This is a genomic window from Oceanicaulis sp. LC35 (assembly GCF_052055585.1).
Lineage (GTDB): Bacteria > Pseudomonadota > Alphaproteobacteria > Caulobacterales > Maricaulaceae > Oceanicaulis.
Map to the genome: position 1 here is coordinate 611,850 of NZ_CP170485.1, position 17,961 is coordinate 629,810.

Annotated in this window: 17 protein-coding genes; 10 read left to right on the top strand and 7 right to left on the bottom strand. The window is 63.7% G+C overall.

Going from position 1 to position 17,961, the window contains the following annotated elements; translation table 11 throughout:
- The first annotated feature begins 64 nt into the window (after positions 1-64).
- From ACFELO_RS02935 to ACFELO_RS02955, 5 genes are all read left to right on the top strand, one after another.
- On the top strand, positions 65-1,069 hold the full coding sequence (locus tag ACFELO_RS02935; protein WP_440959078.1) for an efflux RND transporter periplasmic adaptor subunit: 1,005 nt from the start codon (positions 65-67) through the stop codon (positions 1,067-1,069).
- The gene (locus tag ACFELO_RS02940) at positions 1,066-4,329 is read left to right on the top strand and encodes an efflux RND transporter permease subunit (protein ID WP_440959079.1); all 3,264 of its coding nucleotides are present in this window, start codon (positions 1,066-1,068) and stop codon (positions 4,327-4,329) included. The genes ACFELO_RS02935 and ACFELO_RS02940 overlap by 4 nt, the downstream gene beginning before the upstream one ends.
- Before the next feature lie 116 nt (positions 4,330-4,445).
- Positions 4,446-4,925 carry a hypothetical protein gene (locus ACFELO_RS02945; RefSeq protein WP_440959080.1) on the top strand — a complete coding sequence of 160 codons (480 nt, stop codon included), beginning with the start codon at positions 4,446-4,448 and terminating at the stop codon, positions 4,923-4,925.
- The gene (locus ACFELO_RS02950) at positions 4,922-6,358 is read left to right on the top strand and encodes a peptidoglycan-binding protein (protein WP_440959081.1); all 1,437 of its coding nucleotides are present in this window, start codon (positions 4,922-4,924) and stop codon (positions 6,356-6,358) included. The genes ACFELO_RS02945 and ACFELO_RS02950 overlap by 4 nt, the downstream gene beginning before the upstream one ends.
- 25 nt (positions 6,359-6,383) lie before the next feature.
- Complete coding sequence (locus ACFELO_RS02955; RefSeq protein ID WP_440959082.1) at positions 6,384-7,064, top strand: hypothetical protein; 681 nt, start codon at positions 6,384-6,386, stop codon at positions 7,062-7,064.
- Between the two features lie 34 nt (positions 7,065-7,098).
- Here ACFELO_RS02955 and ACFELO_RS02960 read toward each other — a convergent pair whose 3' ends face one another.
- On the bottom strand, positions 7,099-7,674 hold the full coding sequence (locus tag ACFELO_RS02960; protein WP_440959083.1) for a DUF3299 domain-containing protein: 576 nt from the start codon (positions 7,672-7,674) through the stop codon (positions 7,099-7,101).
- 125 nt (positions 7,675-7,799) lie between these two features.
- Here ACFELO_RS02960 and ACFELO_RS02965 point away from each other — a divergent pair, with 125 nt between their 5' ends.
- Positions 7,800-9,647 carry an ATP-binding protein gene (locus ACFELO_RS02965; RefSeq protein ID WP_440959084.1) on the top strand — a complete coding sequence of 616 codons (1,848 nt, stop codon included), beginning with the start codon at positions 7,800-7,802 and terminating at the stop codon, positions 9,645-9,647.
- Between the two features lie 70 nt (positions 9,648-9,717).
- Here ACFELO_RS02965 and ACFELO_RS02970 read toward each other — a convergent pair whose 3' ends face one another.
- Both ACFELO_RS02970 and cutA read right to left on the bottom strand, forming a co-directional pair.
- Positions 9,718-11,358: an ATP-binding protein gene (locus ACFELO_RS02970; RefSeq protein WP_440959085.1), complete on the bottom strand. Its 1,641-nt coding sequence runs from the start codon at positions 11,356-11,358 to the stop codon at positions 9,718-9,720.
- A 128-nt stretch (positions 11,359-11,486) separates the two neighbouring features.
- Positions 11,487-11,822, bottom strand: coding sequence for a divalent-cation tolerance protein CutA (gene cutA / locus ACFELO_RS02975; protein WP_440959086.1), 336 nt, complete (start codon positions 11,820-11,822; stop codon positions 11,487-11,489).
- Between the two features lie 48 nt (positions 11,823-11,870).
- Between cutA and queC the strand changes: the two genes are divergently transcribed.
- Genes queC through ACFELO_RS02990 form a run of 3 tightly spaced genes read left to right on the top strand, consistent with a single transcriptional unit; the run spans position 11,871 to position 13,755 of the window.
- The gene (gene queC, locus ACFELO_RS02980; protein ID WP_440959087.1) at positions 11,871-12,590 is read left to right on the top strand and encodes a 7-cyano-7-deazaguanine synthase QueC; all 720 of its coding nucleotides are present in this window, start codon (positions 11,871-11,873) and stop codon (positions 12,588-12,590) included.
- Entirely contained in the window at positions 12,590-13,219 is a 630-nt protein-coding gene (queE, locus tag ACFELO_RS02985; protein ID WP_440959088.1) for a 7-carboxy-7-deazaguanine synthase, read from the top strand. Before queC ends, queE begins: the two co-directional genes overlap by 1 nt.
- Positions 13,216-13,755 (top strand): GNAT family N-acetyltransferase, encoded by a 540-nt coding sequence (locus tag ACFELO_RS02990; RefSeq protein WP_440959089.1) that lies wholly within the window; start codon positions 13,216-13,218, stop codon positions 13,753-13,755. The genes queE and ACFELO_RS02990 overlap by 4 nt, the downstream gene beginning before the upstream one ends.
- Here ACFELO_RS02990 and ACFELO_RS02995 read toward each other — a convergent pair.
- The 3 genes from ACFELO_RS02995 to yczE all read right to left on the bottom strand — a co-directional run bounded on the left by ACFELO_RS02995 (position 13,752) and on the right by yczE (position 15,454).
- Entirely contained in the window at positions 13,752-13,970 is a 219-nt protein-coding gene (locus tag ACFELO_RS02995) for a hypothetical protein (protein WP_440959090.1), read from the bottom strand. The two genes, ACFELO_RS02990 and ACFELO_RS02995, sit on opposite strands and share 4 nt — an antisense overlap.
- 90 nt (positions 13,971-14,060) lie before the next feature.
- Positions 14,061-14,759: a pirin family protein gene (locus tag ACFELO_RS03000; protein ID WP_440959091.1), complete on the bottom strand. Its 699-nt coding sequence runs from the start codon at positions 14,757-14,759 to the stop codon at positions 14,061-14,063.
- A 101-nt stretch (positions 14,760-14,860) separates the two neighbouring features.
- Complete coding sequence (yczE, locus tag ACFELO_RS03005; protein ID WP_440959092.1) at positions 14,861-15,454, bottom strand: membrane protein YczE; 594 nt, start codon at positions 15,452-15,454, stop codon at positions 14,861-14,863.
- Positions 15,455-15,564: 110 nt separating this feature from the next.
- Here yczE and yczR point away from each other — a divergent pair, with 110 nt between their 5' ends.
- Positions 15,565-17,004, top strand: a complete 1,440-nt coding sequence (gene yczR, locus ACFELO_RS03010; protein ID WP_440959093.1) for a MocR-like transcription factor YczR — start codon at positions 15,565-15,567, stop codon at positions 17,002-17,004.
- On the opposite strand, the gene ACFELO_RS03015 is transcribed toward yczR, so the two are convergent.
- Positions 17,001-17,834, bottom strand: a complete 834-nt coding sequence (locus ACFELO_RS03015; protein ID WP_440959094.1) for a class I SAM-dependent methyltransferase — start codon at positions 17,832-17,834, stop codon at positions 17,001-17,003. The genes yczR and ACFELO_RS03015 overlap by 4 nt on opposite strands.
- Between the last annotated feature and the right edge of the window lie 127 nt (positions 17,835-17,961).

Here is a 17,961-nt window from a genome sequence, read left to right on the forward strand (position 1 = left end):
TATTTTGATAAGTGACAAGTGCGCCGGGCGTGAGTCCCGCTGATAGCGCACAAGGAGGACATGCATGATCCGATCGATGGTGCTGGCATCGCTCGCCCTGGTTCTGGGCCCGGCTGCAGGCTGGGCGCAAAACGCCGCTTATGATCCGTTCGAGGTCCGGGAGACCTTCATCCGGGATCAGAAAGCCGTGTTCGCCACGGTTCAGAGCGTGGATGTGACCATGGCGCGGGCGCGCCTGTCGGGCACGATCGGCGAGCTGCGCATTGATGAAGGCGACCGAGTCGAGGCGGGTCAGGTGCTGGCCGTCGTGGTGGATGATCAGCTTGCGCCGCAGATCGGTTCACTCAATTCCCAGCTCGCTGCTGTGACGGCTCAGCTGGATCAGGCGCGGGCCGATCTTGCGCGCGATGAACGCCTGTTTGAGCGGGGTCTTGTGGCCGAAGCGCGCCTTGAAGCCGCGCGCACCCAGGTCGAGGTTTATGAAAATCAGGTGGCTTCCGCGCGCCAGCAACGCGCCGTCACCGTCCAGCGGTCGCGTGAAGGCGATGTGCTGGCCCCCGCCACCGGGGTGGTCCTGTCCGTTCCGGTCACTGCCGGCTCTGTCGTCATGCCGGGCGAGCAGATCGCCGAGATCGCGACCGATCTATATGTGCTTCGCCTGTCGGTGCCGGAGCGCCATGCCCGCTTCATCGCCGAGGGGGATCCGGTCCAGCTGGATGCAGACGGCGCGTCCGAGGACGGCCTCGCCAACACCGGCACGATCCGCCAAGTCTATCCGCGCATCGAGGCGGGCCGCGTCACCGCGGACGCTGTCGTGGAAGGGCTCGGAGATTTCTTTGTGGGCGAACGCGTCCGCGTTCTGATCCACACTGATTCCCGACCGGGCATTCTCATTCCCTCCGAGCTGATCGATACCCGCTACGGGCTTGATTATGTCAGCGTGCTTGATGCGGAGGATCACCCTCATGACGTGGTGGTCCAACGCGGCGGCGTGCACTCTGATGAAGAGGGCGCCCTGGTTGAAATCCTGTCCGGCCTGAAGCCGGGTGACCGTCTGGTGCAGCCATGAAACTGGGACTGTCCGGACATCTGGCGAAGGGGTTCATCCGCTCGCCGCTCACCCCGCTGTTTCTTCTGGCCGCTTTGGGGCTGGGGCTGATTGCGCTCCTGACCATCCCGCGTGAGGAAGAGCCGCAAATCTCGGTGCCCATGATCGACATCATGGTGCGCGCGGATGGGCTGGCCGCGTCTGACGCCGTCGAGCTGATCACCGAGCCGCTCGAAGCGATCATCTCGGGCATTTCCGAGGTGGAGCACACCTATTCCAACACCATGGATGATCAGGTTCTGGTGACGGCCCGTTTCAAGGTGGGCGTGGCCGAGGACCTTGCTGTCCTGCGGGTTCATGAGGAAATCCGCGGTCATTACGACCAGTTGCCGCTGGGCGTGCCCGAGCCGTTGATCGTGGCGCGCGGCATCAATGACGTGCCGATCCTGACCCTGACCCTGAGCCCGGAGCCGGGCTTTGGGGAACGCTGGACGGATGCATCCCTGCTGACGCTGACCGAAGAACTGCGGTCGCGGCTGACCTCGGTGGACGGCTCGGGCCTCAGCTTCATTGTGGGCGGTCGGGCCGATCAGGTTCGCATCGAGCCTGATCCGGAGCGTCTGGCGCTTTATGGCGTCACCTTGCAGCAGCTGGCGGGCAAGATCGCGTCGGCCAATTCCGCTTTCCCCGTGCGCCCGGTCTACCAGAACGGTGCAGTGGCGCAAACCCTTGTGGGGGAAACCCTGCGCGATCCGGCCTCCATCGGCCTTCTTCTCCTGACAACGCGTGACGGACGCCCCGTCTATGTCCGCGATGTGGCGGACGTGGTGATCGGGGCTCAACCCTCCGATCACCGCGTCTGGTCCCTCAGCCGGGACAGCGACGCCCATGCCGAGGAGGCACATGGCGCGACCGGAGAGTGGACGCGTGCGCCGGCGGTGACGCTGGCGCTGGCCAAGCGCCCCGGCGCGAATGCGGTCGTGGTGGCCGAACAGGTTCTTGAAACGGTGGACAGCCTGCGCGGGACGCTGATCCCGGACGGGGTGAAGGTCGAGATCACCCGCAACTATGGTGAAACCGCCGCGGAGAAAGCCAACGAGTTGTTCTTCCACCTTGGCCTCGCCACGGTCTCCATCGTCGTGCTGATCGCGCTGATGGTGGGCTGGCGTGAATCCATCGTGGTGCTGGTGGTTATCCCCACCACCATCCTGCTGACGCTGTTTGCCTCCAATACGCTCGGCTTCACCATCAACCGGGTCAGCCTGTTCGCGCTGATCTTCTCCATCGGTATTCTGGTGGATGACGCCATTGTGGTGATCGAGAACATCGCCCGCCACTGGGCGATGAAGGATGGCCGCAATCCCGTTGACGCCGCCGTGCAGGCCGTCGCCGAAGTGGGCAATCCCACCATTGTCGCGACCCTGACCGTGGTGGCGGCGCTGTTGCCCATGCTGTTCGTGTCGGGCCTGATGGGCCCCTACATGGCGCCGATCCCGATCAACGCGTCAGCTGCGATGATCTTCTCCTTCTTTGTCGCCATGCTGATCACGCCCTGGCTGATGGTGAAGATCGCCAGCAATGCCGGCGAACACGCCCATGGCGCTGAGGACAGCGAGACCCGTCTGGGGCGCGCCTACCGGTCTATTGCCGGATGGGTGGTGCATAGCCGGGCCCGCGCCTGGACCTTCCTGATCGGGGCGGGCGTGATGACGCTGGTCATCATGATGATGATCCCGGTCGGGCTGGTGACGGTCAAACTCCTGCCCTTCGACAACAAGTCCGAATTCCAGGTCATTGTGGACCTGCCTGAAGGCGCGAGCCTTGAGGATACCGAACGCGTGCTCTTTGAAGCCGCTGACGTCCTGTCGGGTGTGGAAGAGGTGATGTCGATCCAGGCCTATGCCGGCACGTCTGCGCCCTTCAACTTCAACGGTCTGGTGCGCCACTACTTCTTCCGCACGAACCCCGAGCAGGGCGATCTGCAGGTCAATCTCGCCTCGCGGCATCACCGCTCGCGCCAGAGCCATGACATCGCCCTCGAGGCGCGCGAACTTCTGAGCCATATCGCCATGCCCGAAGGCACGGTGATCAAGGTGGCGGAAACCCCGCCCGGACCGCCTGTTCTGGCGACCTTGCTGGCCGAGATCTATGGCCCCGATGGCGAGACCCGCCGTGCGGTGGCTTCTGAAGTGCGCCGCATTTTTGAAGCGGTCGACTACATCGTGGATGTGGACGACAGCTTTGGCGCCAGCAGGCCGCGGCTTCAGATCGTGCTCGATCAGGACAATCTCGAATTTTACGGCGTGGAGCAGGGCGATGTCTTCGACACGCTGCGTATCCTTCTGGATGGCCGCGCGGTGGGGTACGCCCAGCAGGGCGATGACCGCAATCCGCTGGCGATCACGATTGATCTGCCCCGGTCCGGCCGGGTCTGGACCGAGCGCCTTCTGTCAACGCCGGTTCCTGCGAACCTCTTGCCGGGGGATCGCACCATCGTCGAGCTCGGGGATGTGGTGAGCGTGCGCGAGGTTGAGGGCTCGCCCGTGATCTATCGCCGCGATGGCCGCTTTGCCGACATGGTGATGGGCGAGCTGGCGGGCCGTTATGAAGCGCCGATCTATGGCATGGGCGCTGTGGCCGAACGGATCGAGAGCGAGAGCTGGCCTGAAGACCTGCCGCGACCGGACATCCGCCTGTTTGGTCAACCGCTCAGCGATGACGCGCCGACCCTTCTGTGGGATGGCGAATGGGAGATCACCTATGTGACCTTCCGCGATATGGGCGCGGCCTTCATGGTGGCGCTGGCGGGCATCTATGTGCTGGTGGTCGCCCAGTTCGGCTCCTTCCGGGCGCCATTGGTGATCCTGACCCCTGTGCCCCTGACGCTCATCGGCATCCTGATCGGTCACGCCCTGTTCGGTGCGCCATTCTCGGCCACGTCCATGATCGGTTTCATCGCCCTTGCGGGGATCATCGTGCGGAACTCGATCCTTCTGGTGGACTTCATCCGCCATGAGGCGCGAGCCGACGAGACGCTGCGCGAAACGGTGCTGAGGGCCGGGGCGATTCGCTTCAAACCGATCCTTCTGACCGCTCTGGCGGCGATGCTGGGCGCGTCGGTGATCCTGTTTGACCCGATCTTCCAGGGGCTGGCGATTTCGCTTCTGTTCGGGCTGTTGTCCTCGACCTTGCTGACCCTGCTGGTGATCCCGGCGGTCTATGTGGTCTTCAAGGATCCGGACACGCCGTATCAGGGTGATGTGAAAAAACCGCAGGCCTGAGTCGAAAAAAGGGAACTCAACGAAACTTGAACCGTTCTGGTTGCCGGGCGGACACCTTAAGCATAGGTTAACCTTAACAGAGGGTGGACGCTTGGGTGAGGCGGGGACAGGCGCGCATGAACGATCAGGATCGTTATTCCTACGGACTGGCCTGGCTCTGGGCTCTCATCGGGGTGATTGTGATCATCCTGCTGATTTTCGGCGGCTGGCGGCTGACCGTCATCCTCTGGGGCAGTGAGGATGAGGACCCGATCTATCAGGCCTGCACCGAGACCTATGGCGACAATAATTGCCAGTGCTTCGCCGGGATTCTGAGCGTTCAGCTCTCCCAATACGCCTATCAGTCCTATGTGCGTGATCTGGAGCGCGACACCTATCGTCGGCGGTATTTCGACGGTCGTCTGGCGCAGAACAGCTTTACCGGGCGCGATGCGCGGGTGTGCGTGGATGCATCCGATATCTGCGGCGTGCCGGTCTGCGAGCCGCCCCGCTATGACTATTATCAGGACAGCTATGGCGCGGATGGCGCCTATGCACCGCAAAGCCAGGAGCGCCCCTATGGCGCCAGTAGCGGGACGTGGGGTGAGGATCAATGAATCGCTTCTCGATCCTTGTGACCCTGGCGCTGGGGCTGATGCTGGCAGGCGGGACGGCGGCGTTCCTGGTGTCTGACAGTGCGGCGCGCCAGTCCTTCTTTGACTTCCAGCCCGAGCCTGAACCCGACGATGAGCGGATCAGCGTGTCCTCGTCTGATGATGACTGGGAGCCGCGCACCCTCTCGGAGGCCTCGCGGCAGCAAGGGCGCTGGGCGCCGCGCGGCGGGCGCAGCGGTTATCAGGGACCGGGCTATCAGGGCTCAGGCTATTATCAGGGCTCGGGCTATCAGAACCCCAATAGCTGGCTCAATCCCAACCGCAGCTGGTTCCCGCGCAATCGCGATTCCTTCCCGGCTGAACCCTGGCCCTTCCATCTCGAGACGGTCGATCCTGACACCAGCGGCACCAACGCCACGCTGGTCTGTGTCGAGGGCGCGGCGGAATGCGTGCCCCGGCCGATCGCGGCGCGGGTCTATAGCGAGGCGGCGCGTTACTGGCTGCTGCGCGGCGATGCGGAACTGACCACGCTGGAGCTTGATTGCGGCGAGACCTATTCCTCGGTCATCGATTTCGGCTGCGAACGCGCAGGCGGTCGCCCTCTGATGCCGGAATCACGGGACGCGGCGATGCGCTACTGGAACCGTTCGGTGGCCTGGGGCCGTCCGTTCGGCGCGCAATCCTCGATCCTCGCCCAGCGTCGCTTGCAGGCCCACCTTGTGGACTGCCCTGTCACCCAGGAGAGCCTGGCGCGCATCGCCCGCGATCCTGAAAGCCGGATGGCGGATGTTATCGGTCTCAATCTGCGTCAGGCGGCCTTGTCGGCTCTGGGCTATTACAATGGCTCGATTGACGGCACCTATGGTGCGGAGACGCGCCGGGCCGTCCGCGCCTTCCAGCGCGAGCTGGGCTATGACGAGACCGCGTCCCTGACCCCGCGTCAGACCGCTCAGCTGATGTGTCATGCCGCCCAGACCGCCCGCGATCCCAGCGTCCAGAACGTTCTGGGGATCATGCATGCGGTGGGGCTGGGCGTGGTGCAGAACACCGACCTGGCGCTGGAATGGCTGGAGATGGCGGCGGTGCGCGGTGATCCTGACGCCAATTTCAATCTGGCTGTGATCTATGGCACGGGCGCGGTGTTCGGCTCCTACCGTCTTTGCGCCATCGTGGAAAATCCCGAGCGCGCTGACGCCTATCTGCGCGATGCAGCGGATCTGGGTCACGGACTGGCCCGGCGGTTCCGCACCACGCCGGAACTGACACGGGCTCCGAACGCGCAGGCGCGCTGGGCGCGCATCCGTCAGGAGATCGAGGCGGAAGCCAGTGAAGAGCCCGGTCGTGGGGAACGGGCGATGGAAATCCTGCGCAACGCCATGCGCGCCCGCGTCCCCCCGGCTGACGCCGGGTGTCTGGACGCCAATGCGAGCCGGTGACGGCGAGATCAAGAGGACAGGACCGATGCGCAAATTGACCCTTCTCAGCGTGCTGATCAGCGCCGCCGCGCTCGCAGGCTGCAAGACCGATCCCGTCTATGTGGACCCGGTCGGCCCTTACTATCCGCCCGCTGTTTCGCCGGTTGAGGCCACAGCAGACGCGCTCGCCATCGATACGGCGCTGCAGGTGTGCGAGGTGGATTCCCTGCGCGCCCAACGCGATGAACGCATCGAAGCGGCGCGGGCGCTTCTGATCACCGGCTATGCTTCGGGCGGCGACGTCAATGAGCGCTGGGAAGAGACCGAAGGCACGCTGCGCGTCGACCAGCCGCCCTCAGGTCCGCAAACCGAGCGCACCGAGATGCTGCGGGCGTTCGAGCTGGATCTCGATGCCGCCTATCGCTTCGCCGAAGGCTCGTGCCGGGCCTATGCCGCCTGCATGCATCAGCGCGATTACCAGGAAGGCGCCTGCATCGGCACACTTCATTCCTGGGAGCGGGCTCAGGACCGTTTCACGGATGTATCGCTGTCGCTGGCGGAAATCCGCGCCGAGATTGCTGCGCCGGGCCGGTATCGTCCGGACTACGGGCATGGCCATGACCGCAACCGCTATGATCGCCGCCATCACCGGTCCCGCCGGGACCGCGATTGCGAGGGCGTGATCGCAGACCTGTTCACGACAGACGCCTGCGATCGTCGACACTAGAGCTCAGAACGGACGCCCTCGGGCGTCCGTTTTGCTATCGGGTCTGATAGGGCTCAACCGAGCGCACCACCATGGAATAGGCGGTGGCCGCGAGATCGGTGTCCACGCGCTCCAGCTCCATGCGGCCTTCGACCCAGACCGGCTCCCACAGGCTGTTGAAGCGGATCAGCTCGGGCGAGCGCAGATAGACGATCTGGTTCGGCGGCGGCGGCGGGGTGTGAACACAGGCCCCGTGATAGGGCAGCAGCAGGAATTCGCGTGCCGAGCTGTTCTCGGAGAAGTCGAGCGGCAGGATATAGCCCGGCATCCGCACCACCAGCCCGTCCAGATCCTCGACGACATTGAACGTGCCGTACTGACCTTCAATCGTGCTTTGCTGGCCGAGCTGGCTCAGCAGCGAAGGGTCGGCGCGGCCCTCGCTCAAAGCCTCAAGCGCCTCCAGATCTCGATCGGGCAGCAGATCGCTCCAGGCCAGTATCTCGGCAGGAGCCGCGGGATCGACCGCCTGAAGGTCTGTCTGGTTGATGTCTTGTGACTGTGGCGCGTCTTCACTGCAGGCCGCGACCATAATGCAAGCAAACAGGCTCAGAGCGATTTGGCGGAAGATCACGATTAACACTCCCGTAAAGGATTGCGGCCTTCTCTGTAGAGGGAGAGAGAAGTGCACGCAGTTTTAAGAACTTTATGTCACAAACCATCTGAAGAGCCGCGAAAAGCGGTCACGGAGGTGGCGTAATGGGTCGTATAAACCCATCGGAACTAAATCAGAACCCGGACATCAAGCGTCGTACGCGTGAAGCGCAGTACGATCTGGTGTCAAAGGGCGCGCTCCGAGCGGTCCCGCTCAATGTTGTGAACGCCCTTCTTCTGGGGGTGGTCATTCAGCCATTTGTCAGCACGCTTGCGCTGGCGGGATGGTTGGCGGTCCTGTGCGTGGCTCCATTGTTGCGCTTTCTGGCCATGTGGCGCGCGCGCCGCGCCGGTCGTGCGCCCAATGAATCCGAAATGTATGTCTATATCGCCCTGTCAGCCCTTGTTGGCCTGGCCTGGGGGGCGACGCCGCATCTTTTGTCTTCGTCCACACCGACGCTGGTGGCCCAGATTGTCGGGCTGGTCATTGCAGGCATGGCGGCGGGGGCCGTTCTGACGTCTGCCGGCGAGCGCCGCGTCATCCTGGCCTATGCCGGACCGTCGCTGGGATTGTGGGCCGTGGCGTTGATCAGCATCGATCAGTCAACGGGCACGCTGGGCGCCGTGATGCTGGCGGGCTTCCTTCTGGGCATTACCATGCTCGCCAAGACCTACGCCAACACGCTTCTGGCCTCTGTCGCCGCCAATCTGGCTCTGGAAGAAGCCAGCAAGAAAACCGCAGAACAGGCCGCCGCTCTCGCGCGCCTGGCTGAACATAATGACCAGGCGGCCCGCAAGGCCGAGGAATCCGCCCGCTCAAGCGCTGTCATGCTGGCCAATATGAGCCATGAGCTGCGCTCGCCGCTGAACGGCGTGCTGGGCATGGGCCAGTTGCTGGACAAGACCCGCCTGACCGATGAGCAATCCTTGATGGTGTCGCGCCTTCTGGAGAGCGGCGAGAAGCTGGAAAGCCTGATCAATACGGTTCTGGAAGTCTCCCGCATCGATGCAGGCCGCATGGAGCTGGTGGTCGAGGACATTACGCCCTGCGATCTTGCAGACCGCTTGCGCCGCGAGCATGCGCCTCACGCCGCCGCCAAGAACATCGATTTTAACGTGACCTTTGAGGGCGAGGGCGGTCGGGCCCTGCGTGCGGATGGCGGACGCCTGATGCACATGTGCCGGATCCTGGCCAGCAACGCCATCCGTTTCACCAATGAGGGCGGCGTCACGATCAAGCTGGACATGCGTGAAAGCCAGCAGGGCGTCTCCACGCTGCGCATCGCCATTCAGGATACCGGCGAGGGCGTGCCTGAAAGCTCGCGCGATCAGTTGTTCAACGCCATGGGCACGGATTCTGTGGACGAGAACATCAAGCAGGCCGGCACGGGGCTCGGGCTTCATCTGGTGCGCAAGCTTGCCGAGATGATGCATGGCGATGTGGGCTATGAGCCGCGCGAGGATGGTGAAGGCTCGGTCTTCTGGTTCGAGGTCAAACTGCGTCACTCCATGAAGGCGGACCGGTTCGCCGATGGCGAGCAGATGTCGGTCTCAAGCCGCCGCTTGCGCGTGCTCGTGGGGGAAAGTGAACCGGCGCTGCGCTCTGTGCTGCTGGGCTATCTGAAATCATTCAACTGCGTGGTCACCTGCGCCGGCAGTTCTGCCGAGCTGCTCGATGCGCTGGGCGCGTCAGCCTATGACGCCGTGATCCTGGGCCATGAGCTGGCCGACGCCGAGGCTGAAGACGCGTCTGCGGATGTGCGCGCCCTGCCGTCCACGGCGGCAATGACGCCTATTCTCCGGCTCGTTCCGGATCTGGATGCCCCCTTGCGGGTGAACGCGATGGAGACCCAGGTGCGGTCTCCGGTAACCGCTGAAGTGCTGATGGACGGGCTCAAGCAGGCGCTGGCCAATGACCCCATCGCCAATGCGCAGCTGTATCGGATCGCCTGATCTCCAGCAGAACTCAAGACACAAAAAAGCCGGCGGTGACGCCGGCTTTTTCTTGTTCAGGGATGAGCGATCAGGCTGCGCCGTGCAGGCGTTCTGATCCGGACATGGTCCAGTCCGAAGCGAGCAGCCGGTCCATCTCGGCGAAGAAGGCGTCACGCTGGATGGGCTTGGAGGCGTAGCCATCCATGCCCGCGCGCAAACACTCCGCCTGCTCTTCGCGCATGGCGTTGGCGGTCAGCGCCAGGATCGGGGTCGATCGCACCGGGCTTTTCATCTGCCGGATGCGTTGGGTGGTCTGAAGCCCGTTCAGCCCCGGCATGCGCACATCCATCAGGATCAGGTCAAAGGCTTCGGTCTGAAGCAGGTCGAGCGCTGCTTCGCCGCTGTCGCAGATCGTGCAGCTCCACTCGCGCAGGTTCAGAAAGCCCTCGATGACCGCCTGGTTGATGGCGTTATCCTCAACGAGCAGGATTTTCGGCGCATGGCCCTGGGCCGCTGCCGGCAGAGTGTTCTGGTTCATGTCATGCGGTCCGGATTGATCCTGCGCCAGACCCAGCGGCAGTTCGAACCAGAAGCGGGCGCCACGTTCCACATGCGGGTCACACGCGATGGCGCCATCCATCAGCTCGACAAGCTGCTTGCAGATCGCCAGCCCCAGACCCGTCCCGCTGGCCGATTGCCGGGCTTCGGGCTCGGCCTGCATGAAGGAGGTGAATAGGCTGGGCTGAGCCGCGGCGGGCACGCCACAGCCGGTATCGGTCACTTCACCACGCAGGATGACGCGGGTCGGTGTGAGTGGCGTCAACGTCAGCAGGACATCCACATCGCCCTGATCGGTGAACTTGATGGCGTTGCCGATCAGGTTGAACAGGATCTGTTTCAGCCGCACCGGATCGCCCATCAGCGCTCCGGCCTCGGCGCCTTCGGTGCGGACCGAGAAGCGCAGCCCCTTGCCCTGCGCACGACCGCGCCAGAGCTGGGAGGCGGTCTCGGAAAGCTCCTCAAGGGTGAAGCGGGTCGCGCTGAGCTTCATCTTGCCCGCTTCGATCTTGGACAGGTCCAGCACGTCATTGAGAAGATGCAGCATGACATCTCCGGCGCTCTGAATGCTTTCGGTCAGCGTGCGCTGTTCGGCGTCCAGTCCGGTCTCCTGCAAGAGCTGGGTCAGACCCATCATGCCGCTGAGCGGGGTGCGGATTTCATGGCTCATTGTGGCGACAAACTCGGACTTGATCCGGTTCGCCGACATCGCTTCCAGCCGCGCCTGGCCCAGCTGTTCGGCAAGAGCGACCAGCTTGCGGTTCCGCTCTTCGCTTTCAGACTGGATCATCCGCATCAGGCCCACGCCCGTGCCCACCCCGGCATAGCGGCCGTTCTCGGTGATGATGAAGCCGTCAAACAGGGCCGAGATGCGGTCAGTGACGATGTGGCGGCTCAGCTGGGAGAGCAGGTGGTTGCTCTCAACCACCAGCGGATCCTTGTCCATGACATAGGTGACAGGCCGCTTGGCGAACAGCGCCCGGCCATGGGTGTCGGCCATGCGCAGGAAGAAGGCGTTGCGGGCCACCAGACCGATGGGCCTGGCGTCATCCACCACGGCGCAAACCAGAAGGTCGCTATCCTCGGAAAACAGGTCATAGACCTGAGAGCCGGTAATGCCGGGATCCAGAACAGGGGCGTTTTGCAACAGGGTGCGAACCGTACGGCTCATCTTTTCGGGCTCCGGCGCTCGTCCAGTAAAGGGTGTGCGCAACAAACACGCCGGGCGATTTCCGCCGCCTTAATTGAAGGCGTGTTTCACGGAAGCTTCATTGAAAAGTCGCGTTATTAAACCTGCGGTTACGCCGTCTCGCTCCGCACCCATTGCGTGAAGCCCGCAGCACTGAGCGCCGCCTGGCTCTCAAGCGCCAGAATACAGGGCTCATCATAGGGGTGGAGGGCCGAGATCGCGTCCCGCGCGCGCTCTACGCTCGCCGCCGAGGTCTTGAACAGGGCGATGATTTCACGCTCGCTCTGCACCGCGCCCTCCCAGCGATAGATCGACCGGCTTTCTCCCAGAATATTGGCGCAGGCGATCAGCCGGTCCTGCAGCAGGCGGGAGGCTGCGCGCTCCACGCTCTCCATGTCAGGCCAGGTAGTGTAAAGGACGATGACGCAATCGGTCGTGTCGGTCATGGACGAGCTCCTTGCAGGCGCGGCTCATAAGCAAGATATACTGGCTACATGGATACACGCTCTTCTTCAAACGCGGCCCTGGTGCTGTTCTCCGGCGGCCAGGATTCCGCCACCTGCCTGGCCTGGGCGCTGTCGCGCTTTGACCGGGTGGAGACCATCGGCTTTGACTATGGCCAGCGCCATGATGTGGAGCTGACCGCCCGCCAGAGCGTGCGCGCTGAAATGCTCAAGGCGTTTCCGGACTGGGCGGAGAAGCTGGGCGAAGACCGGCTGGTGGACTTGTCGGGCTATGGCGCGCTGGCGGAAAGCGCGCTGACCGCGGACATGGAAATCGTCATGACCGAGCAGGGATTGCCCTCGACCTTCGTGCCGGGGCGCAATCTGGTCTTTCTCACCGTCGCTGCCGCGCTCGCCTATCGGCGCGGCATTGATGTGCTGGTGGGTGGCATGTGCCAGACCGATTATTCGGGCTATCCCGACTGCCGTGAGGACACCATCCAGACCCAGGCCAAAGCGCTGGGGCTGGGGCTGGACCGGCCGACCCGGGTCGAGACGCCGCTGATGCATCTCGATAAAGCGCAAACCTGGGCGCTCGCACACGAGCTGGGCGGGGAGGCGCTGGTCGATCTGATCGTCGAGCACAGCCATACCTGTTATCGCGGTGAGCGCGGCCAACGCCATGACTGGGGCTATGGCTGTGATGATTGCCCGGCTTGCGAGCTTCGCAAGAAAGGTTGGGCCCAGTGGCGCGAGGGTGCGGCAGGCTGATGACCTATTCCGTCAAGGAAATGTTCCTGACCGTTCAGGGCGAGGGTGGCCAGACGGGTCGTCCAGCGGTGTTTCTGCGCTTTGCCGGCTGCAATCTGTGGAGCGGCCTGGAGCGCGATCGTGCGAGCGCGATCTGCCAGTTCTGCGACACGGACTTTATCGGCGTGGATGGCGAAAACGGCGGCAAGTTCAAGACTGCAGACGCCCTGGCCGAAAAAGTCGCGAGCCTGTGGCCGGGCGGGGGCGAGCCTTATGTGGTCTGCACCGGCGGCGAACCCTTGCTGCAGCTTGATGCGCCCCTGATCGACGCCCTGCATGCGGCGGGCTTCAGGATCGCGGTCGAGACCAATGGCACGATCGAGGCGCCCGACGGCATCGACTGGGTGTGCGTCAGCCCCAAATCCACCGCGCCGCTCAAGCAGACCTCGGGTGATGAGCTGAAACTGGTCTACCCCCAGCCTGACGCCATGCCTGAGCTGTTCTCAGGGCTCGATTTCAGGCAGTTCCGCCTGCAGCCCATGGACGGGCCGGAGCAGATGAAAAATGCTCAGGCCGCATTCGAGTATTGCCTGAAGCATCCCCAATGGATGCTCAGCCTGCAAACCCATAAATGGATCAATGTACCATGAGCGACGACCTGACCCTTCGCGTTGCACAGGTCGCGGATATGCCAGCCCTGTCCGCGTTGATGGATCTGGCGATCAACCGCTTGCAGGACGACTTTCTCAGCCCTGAACAGGTCAAGGCCAGCCAGGCCTTTATGGGGATCGACACCCAGCTTGTGAAAGACGGCACCTATTTCATGGTGATGCGCGGGGACGCGATTGCCGGCTGCGGAGGCTGGAGCTATCGCGCCACCCTCTATGGCGGCGATCACACGACCGACCAGCGTGATGCGCGAGAGCTCGATCCCGAGACCGAACCCGCCAAGGTGCGCGCCATGTACACCCATCCCGACCATACCCGACAGGGCGTGGGCCGTATGATCCTGAACGCGTGCGAAGACGCGGCGCGAAGCCAGGGTTTCAAACGGGCGGAGATGATGGCGACCCTGTCAGGCCAGCCGCTCTACGCCGCGTGCGGCTATGCCCCGATCAGCGAGGAAGCCGCCATTGCGGACGGTATCAGCGTACCGCTGGTGAGGATGGGCAAGGCGCTCGTCTAGGCGGGCGTCTGGTCGCAGAGCTCAGAGACGAACTTGTTCTCGGGCGCGGTCTTGCCGGGTGTCACCGCATCCACCGTGCCGATCACCACCTTGCCGGCGGTTCCCACCACCGCGCCCGTGGCTCCGACGGCCAAATCGGCGGTCTGCACCACGATGCAGCCGGGCGTCAGCATCAGACCGGCGAGCGCGATCATCACAAGGGCAGGGCGCGTCATGGCGAACTCCACAGAAAACCCGGCAGAGCAGGGGGCTCCACCGGGTCTTCTGAATAACGCCTGGCGCTTAAGGCCGGGTGAAGATGGCGGCTAGAGCGAGTCCACCATCACGATTTCGGCGTCCTCGATCGCGGTGATCTCGATCACCGGTTCATCGACAATCGCCGCCCCGTCGCGCGGGCCCAGAGTTTCGTCATTCACCGTCACGGCGCCCTTGGCGAGGCCGAGATAGGCATGGCGTCCCGCCTCAAGCGTATAGCGGGTGGACTGGCCCGCCTTCAGCGTGCCGCCCAGAACCCGCGCATCGGCGCGGATAGGCAGCGCGTCCGTGTCGCCCTTGCGGCCTGAAGCCAGCACCACCAGCTCACCGGCCCGGTCACCCTTGGGGAAGGTCTTGGTGTCCCAATAGGGATCGCCGCCGCGTTCATCGGGCATAATCCATATCTGGAAGATGCGGGTCAGCTCGCTTTCCTGATTGTACTCGGCGTGGCGGATGCCCTTGCCTGCGCTCATCACCTGCACATCGCCCGCAATCGTACGGCCTTTATTGCCCAGGCTGTCCTGGTGGGTGATAGCGCCGTCACGCACATAGGTGATGATCTCCATCTCCGCATGGGGGTGCGGGGGGAAACCCGTGCCGGGCTGGATTTCATCATCATTCCAGACCCGCAACGCTCCCCAGCCCATCCGTTTGGGATCGTGATAGGAGCCGAAGCTGAAATGGTGTTTCGCATTCAGCCAGTCGATCTGAAACGCGCCCAGATCCTCGAAATAACGAACATCGATCATGACGACCCTCCTTGGCTCGTGTGTTGACCACACAGATAGCGAGAGGCGGGCCCGCCATTAACCGGAGGGTTGGACGGTGAGTTTTGCTGATCTGGAAAGGATCATTCCGCAGGCGCCGGGACGGGCGCCGTTTGCGGCTTCAAGGTGAAGCGCGGCAACAACCAGTGCACCAGCGGTCCGATGGAGATCGCATAGAGCACCGTGCCGATGCCCACCGTGCCGCCCAGAGCAAACCCGCTCGCCAGCACGCCAAGCTCGATGCCCAGCCGGACTCGGCCCACCGGCCAGCCCGTGCGGCCGCACACACCCGTCATCAGACCATCGCGGGGCCCCGGGCCCAGACCGGCGCCAATATAGCTGGCGGTGGCGAGGCCATTGAGCCCGATGGCGCTGACCAGCAGGACAGCGCGGAGCGTGTAGCTATGATGCTCTGGAACCACCAGCAAGGTCAGGTCCGCGACCGTGCCGATCAGCAGCACGTTCATCACGGTCCCGATCCCCGGCTTCTGCTTGATCGGCCACCAGGCCAGCAGCACCAGAAGGCCGACCAGATTGACGGTCATGCCAAAGCTCAGACCGATGCGGTCAGACAGGCCCTCATGGAACACATCCCAGGGATCAAGTCCCAGATTGGCGCGAACCATCAGGGCCAACGAGACGCCATAGGCCGCAAGGCCCAGGTGCAACTGGATCATACGTTTTATCAACATGGCACGCATCAACACCAAGCTTGGCCCTAAAAAATAGGGCCAAGCTTCACCCCTTGGCGCTATGATGGCGAACGGGCCCGCAACAGGATGACGCCATGTCAGATCGCTCTCTTTCCCTACTTGGTCTGCGCCGTCTGATGCAGGACTGGCGGCAGACATCCTCCGCCCCCGCCTATCGGCAGATCGCCAATCGTCTGCGCTTCGCCATTCTGGACGGACGGATCGGGCTGGGGGTGAGATTGCCCGGCGAGCGCCGTCTGGCGGATGAGCTGAACGTGGCGCGGATCACCGTGTCCCAGGCCTATGACCTGTTGCGTTCCGACGGTTTTCTTGAAAGCGGGCAGGGGCGTGGTTCGGTGACCGCGCTGCCGGATGGCGCGGAGGCGCTGCAAGAGGGTGCGAGCACGGAAAAGGGCCTGATGGATCTGGCTGCGGCGACAACCCGCGCGCATCCCGATCTCGCGCCCGCCTATCGCAAGGCGATGGAGCATTTGCCCGCGCTCTTGCCCCATTCGGGTTACGAGATGCGCGGCGAGATTGGCCTGCGTCGGGTGCTGGCCGAACGCTATGCCGAAATTGGCGTGGCGAGCTCGCCTGATCAGCTTCTGATTTCCCAGGGCGCCCAGCACGGTCTGGTGCTGCTGATCCGCGCCTTCCTCAAGCCGGGCGATCAGGTGGCGGTGGACCTGCCCAGCTATCCCAATGCGCTTGAGGCCTTTCACCAGGCGGGCGTGCAGATGCGCGGCTATCCTGTGACCGAGGATGGCTGGTCGGTGACCGAGCTGGAGCGCGATCTGGCGCAGGGCCGTTACAAGATGGCGTATCTGATCGCCGACCATCACAACCCCACTGGGCAGGTGATGAGCGCAGACGCCCGCGTCCGGCTCGCCCGCGCCGCCAAGCGCGGCGGGGCGCTCTTGGTCCTTGATGAATGCGTGCGCGAGCTGTGGCGCGATGCCCCGCCGCCCGCTCAGGACCCGCCCGCTCATTATCGCGCGCCTGTGGTGCGGCTGGGATCCGCCAGCAAGGTGTTCTGGGGCGGCTTGCGCACGGGCTGGATTGCGGCGGACCGGCGCATCATCGATCAGGTGCACGCCGCCCGCTCGTCGATTGATCTGGGCGGACCGCCGCTGGAACAGATCACCACGCGCATCCTCTATGAGGATTTCCCCGACGCGGTTGAGCGTCAGCGCGCGCACTTGCGAGACGAGCACGCCTTTCTGAGCGCCGAGATCGTCCGGCGCTTTCCGGACTGGGCCAGCCTGACGGTCAAAGGCGGCATGTCGCTCTGGCTACGCCTGCCCCAGCCTGTCAGCACCGAGCTGTCGGCGGCGGCGCGGGATCTGGGAGTGAAGCTGGAGCCGGGGCCGCGCTTTTTCCTGCAGCAGGGCGGGGCGCATCATCTGCGCCTGCCTTTCAGCCGGGACCGGGATTTCATGGTTCAGGCGCTGGACCGGCTGGAGCAGGCCTGGGGGCATGTGTGCTCAGGTCAGCGGGCCGGCTCTGAGGCGCGCGTGACGGCGCCGGTCTTCTAGCGCGATGCGGTCATCGGTTTGACGGCGGTAAAGACGAAGACGCCGCAGACATCATTGGTCAGAAGGCCGTGATAGGCCGACAGGATCAGGCGCATGCTGGCGTCTTCAAAGCCTGCATCGGTCAGGTCCTGCACAAAATCCCAGCCCGGAATGGCGAAGACCAGGCTGCCTTCGTCGGGGCGCGTGGGATTGCCGTGATATTCCGGTTCCATCAGATGCTCGACGCCGTCCGGCCCCAACCGCGCTTTCTGGATGCGGGTGGGGCTGCCCATGTGGAAGGGCACGGTGCCGACGAATAATCCACCCGGTTTGAGAATGCGCGCCGCTTCTTTCAGGGCTGCATCCAGATCGGGGACATGCTCGAGCACCTCGCAGCTGACATAGGCGTCAAAGCTGTCATCCTTGAAGCTGAAATTCTGGATGTCCTGATGCATCAGGCCCGGATGCGCGCTGCGGTCCTCGGCCGTGGGCAGAAATTCCGACCCCACAAAGCGCGGGAAATGGTCGCGCAGTCGCGCGGCGAACGGCGACAGGCTTTCCGAGGCGTAGACGTCCAGTTTCTCTTCCCGGCCACACGCATAGGTGCGCAGCACGTGCAGGACGGCGCGCGTGCGAGAATTGCTGGAGTGCGCGACCAGGCTTTCACGCAGATTCTCACGATTGAAGTCGATCTGATCCGGCGGGGTTGGCCCCAGATAGGGATCGTTCAGCCCCTGTTCGGCGATGCGCTGGATGGCGTGATCGCGCATGGCTTCAAGGCGTGAACGCCATTGCGGGAAGAAGCTCGACCATTCGTCCTGCGTGCGAAAGCCCAGTTCAAGATAGTCCATGATGATTAACCGGAGCGTTTTGCGCCTACGTGTTTGAGGCGAATGGAAGAAGCAGCGCGCAGACTAGGCGAGCTTGCGGGGGCTTACAATGACGCGAGCAGAAGCGGGGCGCCCGGATGCAGCAATT